Source organism: Endozoicomonas arenosclerae (genome assembly GCF_001562015.1).
In the GTDB taxonomy this organism is placed as follows: domain Bacteria; phylum Pseudomonadota; class Gammaproteobacteria; order Pseudomonadales; family Endozoicomonadaceae; genus Endozoicomonas_A; species Endozoicomonas_A arenosclerae.
In genome coordinates this window covers 58422-72488 of the sequence record NZ_LASA01000054.1, presented here as the reverse complement: position 1 = coordinate 72488, position 14067 = coordinate 58422, and the positions used below count along the sequence as shown (strand labels likewise).

17 protein-coding genes are annotated in these 14067 nt (G+C 51.6%); 4 read left to right on the top strand and 13 right to left on the bottom strand.

Annotation, left to right across the window (positions count from 1 at the left end; all coding sequences use genetic code 11):
* Window positions 1–29 precede the first annotated feature (29 nt).
* A complete protein-coding gene (locus WG89_RS05455) occupies window positions 30–635 on the top strand; it encodes an AHH domain-containing protein (RefSeq protein ID WP_062262467.1) in 606 nt (201 codons plus the stop codon).
* Window positions 632–1183: a hypothetical protein gene (locus tag WG89_RS05450; RefSeq protein ID WP_062262465.1), complete on the top strand. Its 552-nt coding sequence runs from the start codon at window positions 632–634 to the stop codon at window positions 1181–1183. The genes WG89_RS05455 and WG89_RS05450 overlap by 4 nt, the downstream gene beginning before the upstream one ends.
* 6 nt (window positions 1184–1189) lie before the next feature.
* On the opposite strand, the gene WG89_RS05445 is transcribed toward WG89_RS05450, so the two are convergent.
* The gene (locus WG89_RS05445) at window positions 1190–1582 is read right to left on the bottom strand and encodes a hypothetical protein (RefSeq protein ID WP_062262462.1); all 393 of its coding nucleotides are present in this window, start codon (window positions 1580–1582) and stop codon (window positions 1190–1192) included.
* Window positions 1582–4587, bottom strand: a complete 3006-nt coding sequence (locus WG89_RS05440; RefSeq protein ID WP_062262459.1) for a tape measure protein — start codon at window positions 4585–4587, stop codon at window positions 1582–1584. The genes WG89_RS05445 and WG89_RS05440 overlap by 1 nt, the downstream gene beginning before the upstream one ends.
* A gap of 130 nt (window positions 4588–4717) precedes the next feature.
* Here WG89_RS05440 and WG89_RS05435 point away from each other — a divergent pair, with 130 nt between their 5' ends.
* Window positions 4718–5284: a hypothetical protein gene (locus WG89_RS05435; protein ID WP_062262456.1), complete on the top strand. Its 567-nt coding sequence runs from the start codon at window positions 4718–4720 to the stop codon at window positions 5282–5284.
* Window positions 5285–5288: 4 nt separating this feature from the next.
* On the opposite strand, the gene WG89_RS05430 is transcribed toward WG89_RS05435, so the two are convergent.
* The 11 genes from WG89_RS05430 to WG89_RS05380 are packed head-to-tail and all read right to left on the bottom strand — an operon-like array spanning window position 5289 to window position 13738.
* Window positions 5289–6032: a phage tail tube protein gene (locus WG89_RS05430; RefSeq protein WP_062262453.1), complete on the bottom strand. Its 744-nt coding sequence runs from the start codon at window positions 6030–6032 to the stop codon at window positions 5289–5291.
* A gap of 27 nt (window positions 6033–6059) precedes the next feature.
* A complete protein-coding gene (locus WG89_RS05425; protein ID WP_153301439.1) occupies window positions 6060–6470 on the bottom strand; it encodes a hypothetical protein in 411 nt (136 codons plus the stop codon).
* Window positions 6448–7044: a hypothetical protein gene (locus WG89_RS05420; RefSeq protein ID WP_062262447.1), complete on the bottom strand. Its 597-nt coding sequence runs from the start codon at window positions 7042–7044 to the stop codon at window positions 6448–6450. The genes WG89_RS05425 and WG89_RS05420 overlap by 23 nt, the downstream gene beginning before the upstream one ends.
* The gene (locus tag WG89_RS05415; RefSeq protein WP_062262444.1) at window positions 7028–7327 is read right to left on the bottom strand and encodes a hypothetical protein; all 300 of its coding nucleotides are present in this window, start codon (window positions 7325–7327) and stop codon (window positions 7028–7030) included. The genes WG89_RS05420 and WG89_RS05415 overlap by 17 nt, the downstream gene beginning before the upstream one ends.
* On the bottom strand, window positions 7312–8307 hold the full coding sequence (locus WG89_RS05410; protein WP_062262441.1) for a major capsid protein: 996 nt from the start codon (window positions 8305–8307) through the stop codon (window positions 7312–7314). Before WG89_RS05410 ends, WG89_RS05415 begins: the two co-directional genes overlap by 16 nt.
* The gene (locus tag WG89_RS05405; RefSeq protein WP_062262438.1) at window positions 8304–8684 is read right to left on the bottom strand and encodes a head decoration protein; all 381 of its coding nucleotides are present in this window, start codon (window positions 8682–8684) and stop codon (window positions 8304–8306) included. The genes WG89_RS05410 and WG89_RS05405 overlap by 4 nt, the downstream gene beginning before the upstream one ends.
* Before the next feature lie 50 nt (window positions 8685–8734).
* The gene (locus WG89_RS05400; protein WP_062262435.1) at window positions 8735–9718 is read right to left on the bottom strand and encodes a head maturation protease, ClpP-related; all 984 of its coding nucleotides are present in this window, start codon (window positions 9716–9718) and stop codon (window positions 8735–8737) included.
* On the bottom strand, window positions 9696–11192 hold the full coding sequence (locus WG89_RS05395; protein ID WP_062262432.1) for a phage portal protein: 1497 nt from the start codon (window positions 11190–11192) through the stop codon (window positions 9696–9698). Before WG89_RS05395 ends, WG89_RS05400 begins: the two co-directional genes overlap by 23 nt.
* Window positions 11193–11393: a phage head-tail joining protein gene (locus tag WG89_RS05390; protein WP_062262428.1), complete on the bottom strand. Its 201-nt coding sequence runs from the start codon at window positions 11391–11393 to the stop codon at window positions 11193–11195.
* 3 nt (window positions 11394–11396) lie between these two features.
* Entirely contained in the window at window positions 11397–13244 is a 1848-nt protein-coding gene (locus tag WG89_RS05385) for a phage terminase large subunit family protein (RefSeq protein WP_062262424.1), read from the bottom strand.
* On the bottom strand, window positions 13241–13738 hold the full coding sequence (locus WG89_RS05380) for a hypothetical protein (protein ID WP_062262421.1): 498 nt from the start codon (window positions 13736–13738) through the stop codon (window positions 13241–13243). Before WG89_RS05380 ends, WG89_RS05385 begins: the two co-directional genes overlap by 4 nt.
* A gap of 147 nt (window positions 13739–13885) precedes the next feature.
* Here WG89_RS05380 and WG89_RS31085 point away from each other — a divergent pair, with 147 nt between their 5' ends.
* Window positions 13886–14059: a DUF6900 domain-containing protein gene (locus tag WG89_RS31085; protein WP_172806717.1), complete on the top strand. Its 174-nt coding sequence runs from the start codon at window positions 13886–13888 to the stop codon at window positions 14057–14059.
* Window positions 14060–14067 lie beyond the last annotated feature (8 nt).

The window sequence follows — 14067 nt, the reverse complement described above, 5'->3', positions numbered from 1 at the left end:
TGATGCGGTAAACAGGAAAGGAATTCGTTGTGCCCGAAATTGAGAATAAGAAGTCCTATTACAAAAAAGACCGGGTTGAGCAAGCGATTGATAAGTTCGCTGCCATTAAAAATCCAAAAGTTGCAGATCTTGAGGCTGTGGGCAATGTTGCCCAAGTTGAAAATCAACTTGACCGCTATCGTTCCGCAACCAAAAATATGACGGTGGATCAACTGGAAGATGAAGAGCACCAGTCGAAAAGACTTGCTGAATATCTGACAATATCAGGCGACCCCAAGCCCCATAAAAACTGCCATGCTCATGCCATTATTTCGGGATCTCACAAGGATGCAGCTCGATTAAGGGCTGTACTGGCCTGGGTAAAGATAAGAATTGATGATCCCGATAATGGTTGCTGGCTACCTGAAAACACTGCGGCCCTGTCTTTAATGCCGCGAAGACTAAGACATGCAATACCTCATAGCAGAATTCACCGATTTAACTACTATCACTGGCTCGACAGCATCATTAATTTAAGAGCTACTCGAACTGATGAGCAACTCAGGTCAGTATTAAGGATGGTTGAAATTCGAATTCAAGCAGGTTCTCAGCCCAGTTACGTTATGAACAAAAAAGGCGTTGGTCTACCGGTATGATTTATTCCCTTCGACCCGATGTAAAAAAATTTCTCTGGTTCAACATCGACAGTAAAGAATCTCGCCGAGCCTTGGGTGACGATACTTTATTCCATATGGATGAAAGCCCTGTCTCTTACCTGAAGAACTGGCAAACCATGGAAATAGAGTTCTACAGCTCATCAGTAGGGAAAGTATCAGCCATACCCGATATTTCACAACGCCATGGCCGTTTATTTATCAGCCAAGAAGCTCACGCTAAGCTGCAGCCTCTGATTCACTCTTGCGGTGAGTTTTTACCTGTCACATACAACCAGGAACACGGTTATATCTTCAATGTATTGACCTTGTCTGATGACGCTCTGGATCTAAATCTCTGCAAGAAAAATGAATGGGGGGAGATAGAGTGGATTGCTTTTGATGAGCAGAAACTGCCTGGTTTTCCCCTATTCAGAATTGAGTACGATAACTATATGGCCGTGTTTTGTAATGAGCAGTTTAAGCAAGCCTGTGAAGATGCGGGCTTACAAGGTGTGAGATTCAGCCAGGACTTGTCTGGAGTTCCTTGACTTCTATTATTGAGATGGTTCAACCGTCAACAGCCGGAGTGTCAGGCTGTAATGGTGATCTCCACCCGGGTAAGCATAGGGCAGAATCTGTCGGGCTTCAATGGGGGAGCCTGCACTGCGATCAAAGATCACGGAGTACTGTCTCAGATCGGGCAGGGTCAGCGTCATCACCTTGTTGGCGATGCTGCTCAGTGCCAGTAGATCCAACACCACGGATCGTGAAACCCAGGCGGCATCTTCCCCACCACTCAGTTCAATAGAGCGACCATGGCTTTTGCTTTGCTCCTGGACCAACAAGCCACCGGTCAAGCTACGGTCGGTGCTTTGCTCGACGGGATTCCAGTCAAACTCATTGATCCATAACAAATCATCGGGCAGTGTGATGCTATCCAGTGTCATCAGGCAGACCTCATACCAGCGTTTTTCAAAGCTTCCAGCAGTCTTCTTTCATCATCGGGTTTGACGCCAACATCCACCTGGCCTCCCGGGTATTCCAGACGAATGACTTTCTCAGGGGTTGCTCTTGATAAAGCCGCAGGCGCTTGTGGGGACTGGCGCTCGGATTGAATGCGTGATTTTTCCTGACGAATCCGTTCTTCTTTTTCTCTCCTGGCTGCTTCTTGCTCCTGCTGTTTTCGTCTGGTCTTTGTCTCTGTGTAGATGGACTGGTTCAGGCTCAAAGCTTTTTTCAGGTTACTGACGGATTCGTTATCCCCTTGTTGTTTGGCAATGGCCAGCTGAGTCTCCAGTTCCTGCTTCCGGGTTTCAAACCGGCGCTGGTCAATGTCGTCTTGCTTACCTTGCAGACGATCCAGTTCGTCCTGTAGCCCTTCGAGGGTGCCCCGAGTGCTGTCTGCCAGTCGATCCATGCCCGCTTCAGCTTGTTCGATGGCACTGTTCAACCGGTCCAGGTCTTGCTGGTTAAGCAAGTTCATAGACTCTGCAGCAGCCCCGCCTTGGCTGACAAGAGTCTCTGCTGAAACAGCACCGTCTTGATAACCTTGTATGAGTTCTTCCAGGGCTATTTTCTGTCCATAAAACTCAGCCTTTACAGCAGCGGCATTTGTGGCTGTGTCCTGCATCCATCTACCCAGGCCAGTGACATCTGCACCCACATTCGCACTCTGCAAGTGGTGCAGTTCCTCGGTAGCTTCTGCCAGTGCCACCTTGAGCTGCCCGATCTCGCCCAGAGTGTCGGTGGTATCGATCTGAGTAGCACCCTGCATAGCAAGAAAGGTATCTTCTGCCTGTGCGCTTAACCCATAGAGCTCAGAGGTGATGTTGTTGTAAAAGCCCACTAAGCCATTGAGTGTTCCGGCCGCACGTTCAGCTCCCTGTGCTTGTTTATCTCCGGCCTCATCGACGGCATCGCCGAGCGTCTGGGCTGCGTCAGCGGCAGCTTGGGCACCGTCTTCCAGTTCAGCCAGTTTCTGACGGCTGGCTTCCAGAGCTTCATTGTATTGCTCCTGGGTCAGGGTTCCGTCTGCAAACGCTTGAGACAGTTGTACCGCCAGATCAGCCAGTTCCGTGCGGGTTTCGGCAGCATTAATCTGCTTGAGGGCATCGGCGGCACCAGCAAAGGCTTTCTTGGCCGTCTGGGCTGATTGGACGTAGACCGAGTTGAGTTTGACGACATCCTGCTCAACAGACTCTGTCGTTTTCTGGCTTTCGCTGCGGATCTGTTGCTGGGTTTGCTGACTCGACTGAACAATGGTTTCGCCCAAACGCTGCCAGGTCTCGTTAATCTCCTGAACATCATCCTTCACGGCTTCTTTGAAACCAGAAGTCACAGCTTTCATGGACTCACTGAAGGCTTGTAGCTTCTGTGCAGTTTCATCCGCCCCAAAGGCATTAAACAGGTCAGCAGCCGTTTGAGTAACGGACGCCATCACCGAGCTGAATACCAGGCCAAAGGATTTTACAGCGACAGTAAAGCCATTAAAAAACAGAGCAATACTGTTACCCGTCAGAGTAAAGGTATTATTCAAGCTTGCCAGAACCGAGGCCACACTCTGGCTGGCCGATTGAAACCGTTCAACCACCTGCTCAAAAGTCAGCCCGGCAAAATTGGCCTTGATCGCTTCGCCCATCTGAACAAAAGCGTCACTGAGCGACTGTGCCAACCGGGAAAGACGACCATCTTCGGACATCTGGGTAATATGGTCCGAGATCCCCTTCAGCTGACGTTTGGCGTACTCCAGCGCCCCACTCTGGGCCACTTCATCAAGAAAGTTCTGCCAGCTGTCTTTCAGGTTGCTGACGTAGCCGGACAGCAGGGACATATTCTCCGCCGCAGCCCCGGCTGAACTCTTGCCAATCTCCTCAATCAACAGAGCAATGGTATCTCGGCCCAACTTGCCAGCGCTGGACAGTTTCTGAAGCTCCTGGACATTCTTGCCGGTGGCTTTTTCCAGCAATTCCCACACCGGAACGCCCCGCTCTACCAGCTGAAGAATTTCCTCACCCTGCAGTTTCTGCTTGGCCCAGGCCTGACCCACTGCCAAGGATATTCCGTTCAGCCGCTCCATGCCCCCACCCAGCTTGGAAGCCTGGTCCACCATGGCCTGCATACTGCCGTCCATAGGATCGAGACCGAAGGCTTTCAGCCGGACAAAAGCATCCGCGACTTGCTCCAGTTGATAAGGCGTGTCCCGGGTAAACTGCTTGATCCACTGAATGGCCCGCTCACCTTCGGCCACTGAGCCCATCACTGCATTGAGCTGAACCCGCAACCGTTCAAACTGATCACCCGTACCCAGCAGCCCTTGGATTGCCCGCTTGATGGTATACAGCCCCACGCTGGCCGCCACCAAAGCACCCAACCGCTGAGATAGACGCCCCATACTGCCAGATGCTCGATCCGCATCTCGAGCCAGCTCCCGGAAGCCGGAACGTTTAAATGAACGAGAAGAAGTCTTTGCCCTGGCATCCACCTTTTGCAGTGCTGATGCTGTTTCTTTCAGCTCCTTTTGCAGACGCTGCTGCTGGCCAGACAGGTTACGATTGGAAAGACCCGCCTGCTCCAAGCTGCTGCGTAACCCGGCCAGCTTCTGTCGCTGAGCCTGATAAGCACGGCTGGCCGACACCACGGATTTACGAGCCGACTCCAAGGAGCGCTGGAGGGATCGGGAAGGTTTCTCAGTCTGCTGAAACTCCCTGGCCAACTTCTCAACCCTGGCTTCCGCCTCACGATAGGCTTTGCCCGTATCCCGAACTGCTGCTGTCTGTTTTTGAAAAGACGACAGAAGACGATCTTGCTTCTGCAAATCAGACAGTTTTTGTTTGAGGGTTTGGGCTTCTTTACGGAGGGATTCGAGGGAGGTGGCTGACTGGAGGATGGTCTTGGATAGGGTATCTTTGGCTTTTAATACCAGCCGAAGGGCTGATTCCTTGATGGACGACATAGCTCCTCCATGAGGCGAGATGTGAGAATATTAACGATATTGAGGACTACCGAGTATGGGCGTAACATTTGATACTGCTCGCTTGACTTTTAACTGTTATTTTCAGAGTGAAATGTAAAAAAGAGTACATATGGACAATCAAGACATAGAGTATATTTGTAAGAATCTTTTAAAAACCAATTGGAAACCAAAGCTTGATTCAGATGTATTAAGTGTTTTTGATAAATGTGACTCCAAGCTCGAAATCATGTTTATCCTTGGAGCTTGTGAATTCATCAAAAATCAAAGTGAAAACACATGCTGGATGACAACATCTACAGTCAATATAGATGGGAATAGTTATGAAGGAATCTGGTATGTAGAACCCTGGATGGGCTGGTATCTTGACGAGCTACCACAAGAATCACAAGGAGGCCCCTCCGCCTTATTATTTGTACCTCAATACAAATCTCCTGAAAAAGAAATAACTCACGATCTCGCACTTTTCTATGGAGATGATAATGGTAGCCCCACATGGCGTAGAACACATGTTATTGAGATTGACGGCTATGGTGTTCATAGCGAAAGACGAAAAAGTGATAGACTCAGAGACAGCGGTTTATCCTATCCTGTAAAGCGGTTTTACGAAGAGACCAACAGCCCTAATGATTGGTTTCGGGATATCGTGTACACAGATGCAGGCTGGGAGCCCAACTAACTTTTTACTGAGCCAGATCCAACTGCATAAAGGCACTCAGTCCATTTCCAGAAACTGATGTATCCGCCAGCACATCCACCTGCAGGGGAATGCTGGCAAAATCATCGGAGATAAACCCCAGGTTCTGCACCGGTGAGAACTTCACCCGATGGACTCGAATGTTGAAGGGCAAACCTTCCTGAGCATCGTTCAGCCCTTCCATAAACAGGGTGAACTCTCTCCCGGACTCCACCAGTGCCTGTACCAAGTTGGCCTTGAGTGGGGTGTAGCTGACCTTGATACTCTGGTCGTCAATGCCACCACCTTCCAATACTTTGATACCGGATTTCATCTGCTCATAATCCTCACCTTTTACAAGGATGGTATCGAGGCTGTCTTTGACGGTCACTGTTTGGCCAAGATCCGGTAGCCGCTTGAAGGGAATCAGTTCATCTGCGACCCCATGAGTTTCCAGCTCTTCATCCACAACCGGTGTCGTGGTCACAGCTGCCACACTACCTCGCAGAGCGAGAGAGATATTGCTGGCAGTAAAATCGTGAGCGACCAGACTGGCGGTAATACCCGACACCCGGCTGATAACATTGAGATTACCGCCACCACCCAGATAGTTCTTCAGTTCTTTACGGTCTTCTTCAAAACTGAAGTTAAATTCACTGACATTACCGATGGGCAGTAACGGTGCCGACTTGTTGTAGGGCTGGATATGAATGTTGCCTGCGCCGATAAAGCTTCGGTCGATGGTGGACATAGGGATCTCCTTCCTTGAGGTTTTGAATTAGAAGACGGCTTCAATGGTCAGGGTCGTATCTGCAAAAGACAGATGACTGTGATTGGGGGCTATATCAAACTGGGTGTCGTTCAAGGTGACTTTCCGAACTTCAGAAGTCAGCCGATTGTCAGGACTCAGGACTTTTCGGAGCCCACTGGACAGTTCGATCAATTTGTAGGTGGTCTGCTCATCAGTTCTGGTTACGGCACTGAGACTGAACTGCAGTTGATATTTGGCTTTGATTCCCTGGCGGTTTTCTTCCTGAATGGATTCCAGTTGAACCAGCAGTGCCGGTAATGCCAGGTCTTTTTCCAGCCCGGTGGCTGAATATCCCAACAATACGTTGTCTATAATGGCCCTTAGTCCATCAATCAGCGCCTGCACAATACGAGCTTCAGGATTCGATGTTAAAGACATAATTCAGTTCCTGATGCATCAGAGTGGCAAACCGTTCCAATAGCAGTGGCTTGAGCTTTTCCAGAACCTGCGTCGCATTTTTTAGCATTGGCTGAGCCTGCTTCTCCAACGGCAAACCCATCCACATCATCCGGCCCGACTTCCTTGAACGCTGGTATTTATGCTGCCAGTTGTCTTTGCGTCGGAAGACCATAGGCCTGGGCGCATTTACTGGTTGCATCAGAAAGGCACCTTTCCAGAAGTGTTTCCCGGTTTTTACGCCCGATTTTGTTTGTCGGGGCTTGCCCAGGTAGTGAGCAGGCAAGTCACTGGCACCAATCCAGATCACTAAGCTATACCCTTCTCTGCCCCTTTCACCGGGATTCAGAAGACTGACTTTGACCCGTCTGAGTTCTTTTAACTGTTTCTGAGTAATGCCCTGCTGTCGAGCCAGTGCTCTCAAGGTTCTTCGTTCAGCAAATCGGGACAGTTTTTTCAGCGTTCTTCTTGTGGCCAGATCAATTTTTTCAGGTGCATGTTTGAAGCTTTCGATCAGGTCATCGATGCTGTCATCCAGCTCAAGATCCAACTCCATGAAGATTCCACCAGGTCATTTGGCCATCACTTTTCAGCTTTTGATCAACCGTCCACTGTTGTCCATCCGCTAAGATCCGGTCGCCTCGTTTCAGCTGGGTTTCTGTCTCAAGGGCCAGGACAGTGATTTCCTGAAGCACCTGTTCAAACTGCCCGGCTGGAGCCAGCTCCCTGAACAATACGCCAGTGGTGTCCAATGTACTGTCGTCTGCAAACATCACAGTCACCGGCTGACCAAAGGTCGCCAACACCTGTCGGTTCAGTGCCTTCAGCTCATCTTGCATTTGATCACCGCCCGGGGTTTTAGGCAGATCGGCAGCGGGTTAGACTGGGTATGCACCTGTACGCCTTTGTCAAAATCCAGAATCTTCTGTTTGGCGTACCTTGGCAAGCCGATGGTATTGACGGTCTCGATAAAGTCCGCCGGGGCAAACCAGGTTTTGAAAATCCCGGTGCCTTCCGGAATCACATAGGCTTCATCGGCTTTGATGAAGGGCAAATCGCCGACCTGTCCGCGATACTCTTCCCAGTCGATATCACCGAACCGGAAACCGGCCTTGGGATCGTTGCGTAGAAGGGCACTGTCCTGGAAGCGGTGATAGGCATCTTTCACATAATCATGCCCCACCAGACCGTCGTAAAAGTCAGCCCCGCAGAAACCTCTTAATCCGGTGTAAGGCTGTGCTCCCAGCGCTTTATCCACCTTCCGGCGCAGATTTACACATTCAAGCCGGATATCGGTGTCTGCCACGGTGAACTTAAAGGTATGAGTCTGCTGACTCACACCGAATTCCTGGAACAAGTCATAGATAATGCTGGAGCCGTCCGCATCCAGAATCTGGCCCTTGATGGCTCCCAGCCGCAGGTGCTCCAGCGTCACTTCATGGTTGGCATTCATGGACGCCAGTCGTTGATTGACCACTGTCTTTACCCCTTCCAGGGCACTCTCAGAACCAAAGGCCCGGACATTGCGCACTTCATCTGCCACAACCGTGGAGTCATACGGAATATGGGGAATCACAAAACTGCGAACCTTCCGCTTGCCGCCTCTGGCCTGGGGAGCGGGAGCACCCCGCTCAGAAGTCGGCAACAGAATCAGCTCACCGTTGCGGGATTCGACAATAGCGGTGGTGGTATTGATGCCGCTCTCGGCAAATAGCCCCAGCTCACCGATACGTCCCGGTTTATAAGGCAACTCATTAATAGTGGCGGTCAGACTGGTGAGACTGAAGGCGTCGTTATTAAAAATATCCAGCAGGTTCATCCCTGTTCTCCTTTTCTGAGAATGATGTCCAGTGACGCCAGCTCTGACACCGCTGTCGCCTTTTGTTCGTCGGTGATCCCTTCAGGCCAGACCAGCAGCTCCTGATCCACTTCCGCCAGACGGGCAATAATGACACCTTCACCACCCGTTGCATCTGTAATCACATGATCCCAGAGCAGACCAGCAGCCATTTGCAAACCCGTGTCCGCATCTGGATCAAGAGGGCCATAAACATCCGTAGACGTGTTCTTGCCCAACACGGTGCCCGGCACCAGAGTCAGATCCGCCGCCAGTTCGACCCGCTCCCGGCTGATGCTGTTGTTTCCTTCGGACACAATAAATTCGCCAGCGTGCACCGGCTCTGTCATAACAGGCATGATTCAGTTCCTTTGAGTGAGATAGGGGTCTTGAGAAGAGAGAAGTTGTATCAGGCTGCGGATTGACCGTTACGCTTGCGGTAGACCGCCTGGGTATCAATCAGTGGCTGGATTTTTTTGTCCTGCTGGTTGGGGGTCAGGCTGTTATCAATGCGTTCATCACCCTGTACCAGTTGATCAAACAGTTCGGTACGTACCTGCTCTTTGGACTTGCCCGACTGAATGTACTGGCTGGCCCGATCTGGACAGTGCGCTGCAGTACAGAGGGATTTGATGGCCTCACACTCTGACAAACGATTTTTTACATCGTCAATGCCCTGATGCTGTCGCACAAAGGATTCAGCCATTTCCGGGTAACCGGCCTGGTTGCACAGGGTCATTATGGCCAGGGCATGAACACCGGATTCTTCTTTAGACGCTGGATCAGGTTGCTGAGGCGGATGCATGAAACTGGAGAGATCAAAACTGGCGGCCAGTTTTACCGGACTGTCCACAGTATCAATCAGACCATGGCCTTCGGCTTCGGTGGCCGTAAACCAGGTCTCCTCATCCATCAGTTTCAGCATGGCCTCCAGATCCAGATCACAACGACTGCAATAGGTCTGGGCGATCACTTCGGTGGTTTTATCCAGCATATCCGCCATTTTTCGAAGTTCCCCGGCATCGCCACCGACCCAGCCGAAGGGATTGTGAATCATCAACAGGGCATTCTCAGCCATATGTACGGTGTCGCCTGCCATCGCGATTACACTGGCAATACTGGCCGCCAGTCCTTCAATGCGAACATGGATATGGGCCTTGTGGTAACGCAGGGCATTGTAGATGGCGACTCCATCAAACACCGAGCCACCGGGGCTGTTGATGCGGACGGTAATCTCATCGGTATCCAGGTCTTTCAGATTGCTGACCAGCTGCCGGGCTGAGAGTCCGGCCCAATCGCCAATGACATCGTAAATCAGCAACTCTGCTGGCTGACCGGATTGATTCTTGAGCGTATACCAGGCCCGGTTCTTATTGAGGGGATTCTTGTTCATCGGTTTCAGGTTCCTCATCCTTGACGGTTTTTTCATGGTTCGCTTCGACGCGCGCGTCACTGTCGTATTGCAGGTTCAACTCATCAGCTCGACGGTTGTCAGCCGCGATCTCATCATCCATTTGTTCACTGTCGTATCCCTGTTCTGACACCACTTCCGAACGAGACTTGAAGCCACTGCGCACGGCCAGGTTCTGGGACTGCACATCCTGCACCGGATGGATATAAGCCCAGCCCTGGGGAATCCATTTCACCTTTTTGTAACGAGCCTTGTTGAGATGAAAGTCTGAAGCCGGTAATACACCTGACAGCACAGCCATCTCCAGCCAGCGATTCCAGACCGGACGACAGAGCTGGAACACCAGCAGGTTATGTTGAATCTGTTGAATACGACGACGAAACTCATTGAGCACCACTCGCAATGCCCGGTCACTGACGCCTTTCATATCACCCGATAAAATTTCGTAGGGCAGACCGATACCGGCGGCTACTGCCATCAGTTGCTGACGAATAAAATCCGGGTAGTTGCTGGCCGCACCGGGCGGCGTATTAAAAGTAATCTCCTCGCCCGGAGACAATTCCTGCATGGTGCCCGGCTCCATGGCCACCATGGGCACACCCTGCAGGTCATAAACAATAGGGCGACCGGTCAGAGGGTCTACTTTCTCGGTTTCCGGAGCCGGTTTGGTAATAAAGCCGGTGAACAGGTTGGCAATCTCCTGCCGCAACAACGTTGCATCATCAAACTTGTCCAGGTGAAACATTCTCAACATTACCTGGGTCAGCAACGGTTGGCCTCGAAGCTGTCCAGGCCGCAGCGGTTCATACAGATGCATCACCTGATCAGCAGGCACTCGTCGCAAGTCGGCAGTGTCCAGGGTTGTGTAGTCCGAAGGATGCTGACGGTGCATCCAATAAGCGACTCGCTGACCAATGGCGTTAAACTCAATCCCGGCCCTGATCTTGTGACCTTTTTTCAGATCATCGTTGTAATCCCAGGGCACAAACTCCGATTCCAACAGCTGCAGCTGAAGAGGCACACTGAAACCATCACCGGGTTTACGGGGTCGGAAGCGAACAAAGCACTCCCCGGCTTCCAGTACCGAACGCATGGCCAGCGATTGCTGCCCGTAAAAATCCAGCTGCCCATCAGCATCAGATTCATCGGTCCAGTCCAGAAACAGGGCTTGGAGCTGTTTGCGAAAAGCATCGTCCTCCGCTTCTGACTTGGGCTTGATGCCGGTACCGACAATATTGGCTACCAACTTTTCCAATCCGGAAGCAGCCCAAGGGTCATTACGAATGGCAGCTCGGGAACGATTGATGAGAGTACCCATATTACCCGTCAGAGACTGGTTCGGGCCGGTTGCTGGGGCTATCCAGCTTTGACTTCTCCGGCCCTGCCCGGCTGAGGTGTAAGCCAGATTTTTCAGCTCGGGCAGCAACCAGCCTGCAATGCGGTGTCGAAGCCTCATTCAGATACCTTTGCCGGAATAGATACCGTACTGCCGGGGTCGTTTTTGTTGTTTGATCAGTTCCCGTTCAATCGCCTGCAGTCGTCTTTCCATTTCAGAGAAGCTGGCGTATTCCACCTTGCGACCTTCGAACTCGACCGTTCGGGTTTCCCTGAGGAGTACCGCTCGTTTCAGAGCCTTATATTCAGCATCCGTAATCATGGGCTATCCATTTAAATAGCTGCTTCTTGAGAATCGACGGGATCGGTTTTGTACAAACTCTTCAGGCTTTTCCGATTCCATCACCACTTCCGGCTCGGGTCTCTGGGCTGCTAACTGCTCCAGATTCAAACCTCGGTGCTGCTGCAAAATACGCACAGCAGTCAGGGCATAAACCCGACAATCCAGCGCCTCGTTGCGCTTCTTACGAGCATCCCACTCAAAGTAAGCAACCCCGTGTTTGTATTTGCGAACCTTCTCTTCAGCTGTGGCCTGCTTGAAATAATCTTCATCAAAACAATCCTTCACCGGCCAGTGGCAATAACCGGCTCCCGGTTCCAGAATCCGGTAACGCTGATAGATCAACTCCTTGGCGGTATCGGTGCCTACCAGAGTGAGATAGACGCCTTTCTTATTGCGAGTTTTTGGGAAGGTCGCGATGGGCTTGCCGGACTGGGACGCGCCCTTGATAGGAATCAGCCAGTCCGCGCCCTGCTTACGGCTGAAGGCATAGACTTCATCGGTAAAGTGGCCGCCGGAGTCCATACAGATCTGGGCCAGGTTCATCAGAACACCATCCTGCCGTCGGTAAGCGGTTCGGAGTTTATCCGCCAGAATCCTCCAGATCTCCGGACGGCTGAGATCCCCATAGAGCCGGATATAATCAATGGACCAGCTCTCTTCGCCCGCTCCCCAGCCCACCACTTCGTACTCCACCCGGTCATCTTGAACATCAATGCCGCAGGTCAGCACTTCGACTGACCAGGGCACTTCAGCGACATAGTGTTCACGTCGCTGGTAGAGCAGTTCGTAATCAACGGTTTCACCGGCTTCCTGCCAAGTCTGCCCCAGCACCGTATTGGTCCAGTCTTTGAGCAGGACCGGATCATCCTTTGCAGCCAGAAAATCCGCTACAGCATCTTTCCAGCTGTACCAGCCATTGGGGCTATAGAGTGAGCTCAGGTGGTAACCCCGAATCTTGCCGTCACTCTCTTCGTTTTGAGGCACCCATTTACCGTTTTCCAGTAGTCTGGGTTTATCATGTTCCTGCATCCTGTGCTGGCACTGGACGCATTCGAAGCTGGCCGTTTCAGGTGCTTGATGCTCGAACTTGATCTGCTGCCACTCTATGGGCTGGAAGTGTCCACAGCGAATGCAAGGTACTTGATACTGCCTCTGGTCACTGGCCTGGTAGGCCGACTCAATCTTGCTGGCTCCGGCAATATTGGGTGTGGAGACCATCAGGATTTTACGATTCCGGGAAAACGTCGCTGTTCGTTTAATCGCCAGATTGATGGGGTTTCCCTCGCCATCGACATCATCCTCATAGGCATCCACTTCATCCAAAAACAGGAAGCGGGCTGGCATGGAGCGAAGCCCTGTCGCTGAATTGGCTCCGGTAATGATCAAGACGCCATTGGGGAATTCCTTCACCATTTGGGTATTACCGGAATCCCTGGAGCGAGGATCTTTGACCCGTTCCCGCAGAATGGGCATCTCCTCAATCATCGGGGCAATGCGCTGCTTGGAAGTCCGCTTGGCCATATCCAGAGTCGGCAACACATACATCATCGGGCCTGGAGTATGGTGAATGACATAGCCCAGCCAGTTATTGCCGCACTCTGTGCCACCGACCTGCGCCCCTTTCATAAAAGCCACCCGTTCAACCTCTGAAGAGGGTGACAGGCAATCCATGATTTCTTTCAGATAAGGTGTCCGGGCTGTACGCCAGCGACCCGCTTCCTTGGCGGCTTTCATCGGCAAAATACGGTATTCATCCGCCCACTCCGACACCATCAGTCGTGTATCGGGCTTCAGGCCTGCAAAAAAACCATCCAGATAAGGTGAGGTCATGGGCCACTTAACTCAGAAAGGATTGATTCCAGTTCATCCATCAACAGCTGTCGTACTTTGCGGGGATCTGTCTCGGCAGCCAGCACATCGGCCTGGCGATCCGGAATACCCAACAGCGCATCTCTCAACATTCGTCCGGCTCGATAGGCATCTTCCCGCACCTTGCTGGCCTCTGTGAGCTTTCCGGCTTTTTCTTCGTACTCCATCTTCGCCATCTTGGCCCGGAAAGCCTCCCGCATGGTACGAGCCGTGACGAAATCCACCGCCTGTCGTGAATCAGTGGGGGCAACAGGTAAAACTTCTGATTGGGGAGGCGGTTTTCTCAGGGCGGTTGAAGGCTCTGCCTGGGACTGGATCGCTTTCAGGGCCTCCTCCGGGTTGATCTTGCCGTTGTGCAAGCGAATCTTGCCGGACTTGACCAGTTTGGCCACATATTGACGGCTCCAGCCTTGACCTTTGGCGAATGCCGACTGCGAGATGAGCGTCATAGCCATCGGTATCACCTCCTCTGTCCCGCTGTGGCCGGATAAGTCCTCCTGTGTCCGACAAGCTATTGATTATTAATACTATTTTCTTGATAACCAGCGGTTATAGAGCCTAACTGTACATAACGCCAACAAGCATCAAAAAGGAAACAGGACATGAACAAGAAGATCGAACAAGCCCTGGAAGCCATCGCCCAAAAAAACCTGATGATGGACACCCTCAAGACCCGCAACACACCAGAAGATTTTGAAGAGGTTGCCGTCTGGCAGGTTAAACGAGCCTTGGAACAGGCTTACCAGCTGGGCTTGCAACAAGGTCAAAAACAATAAACCCAAAA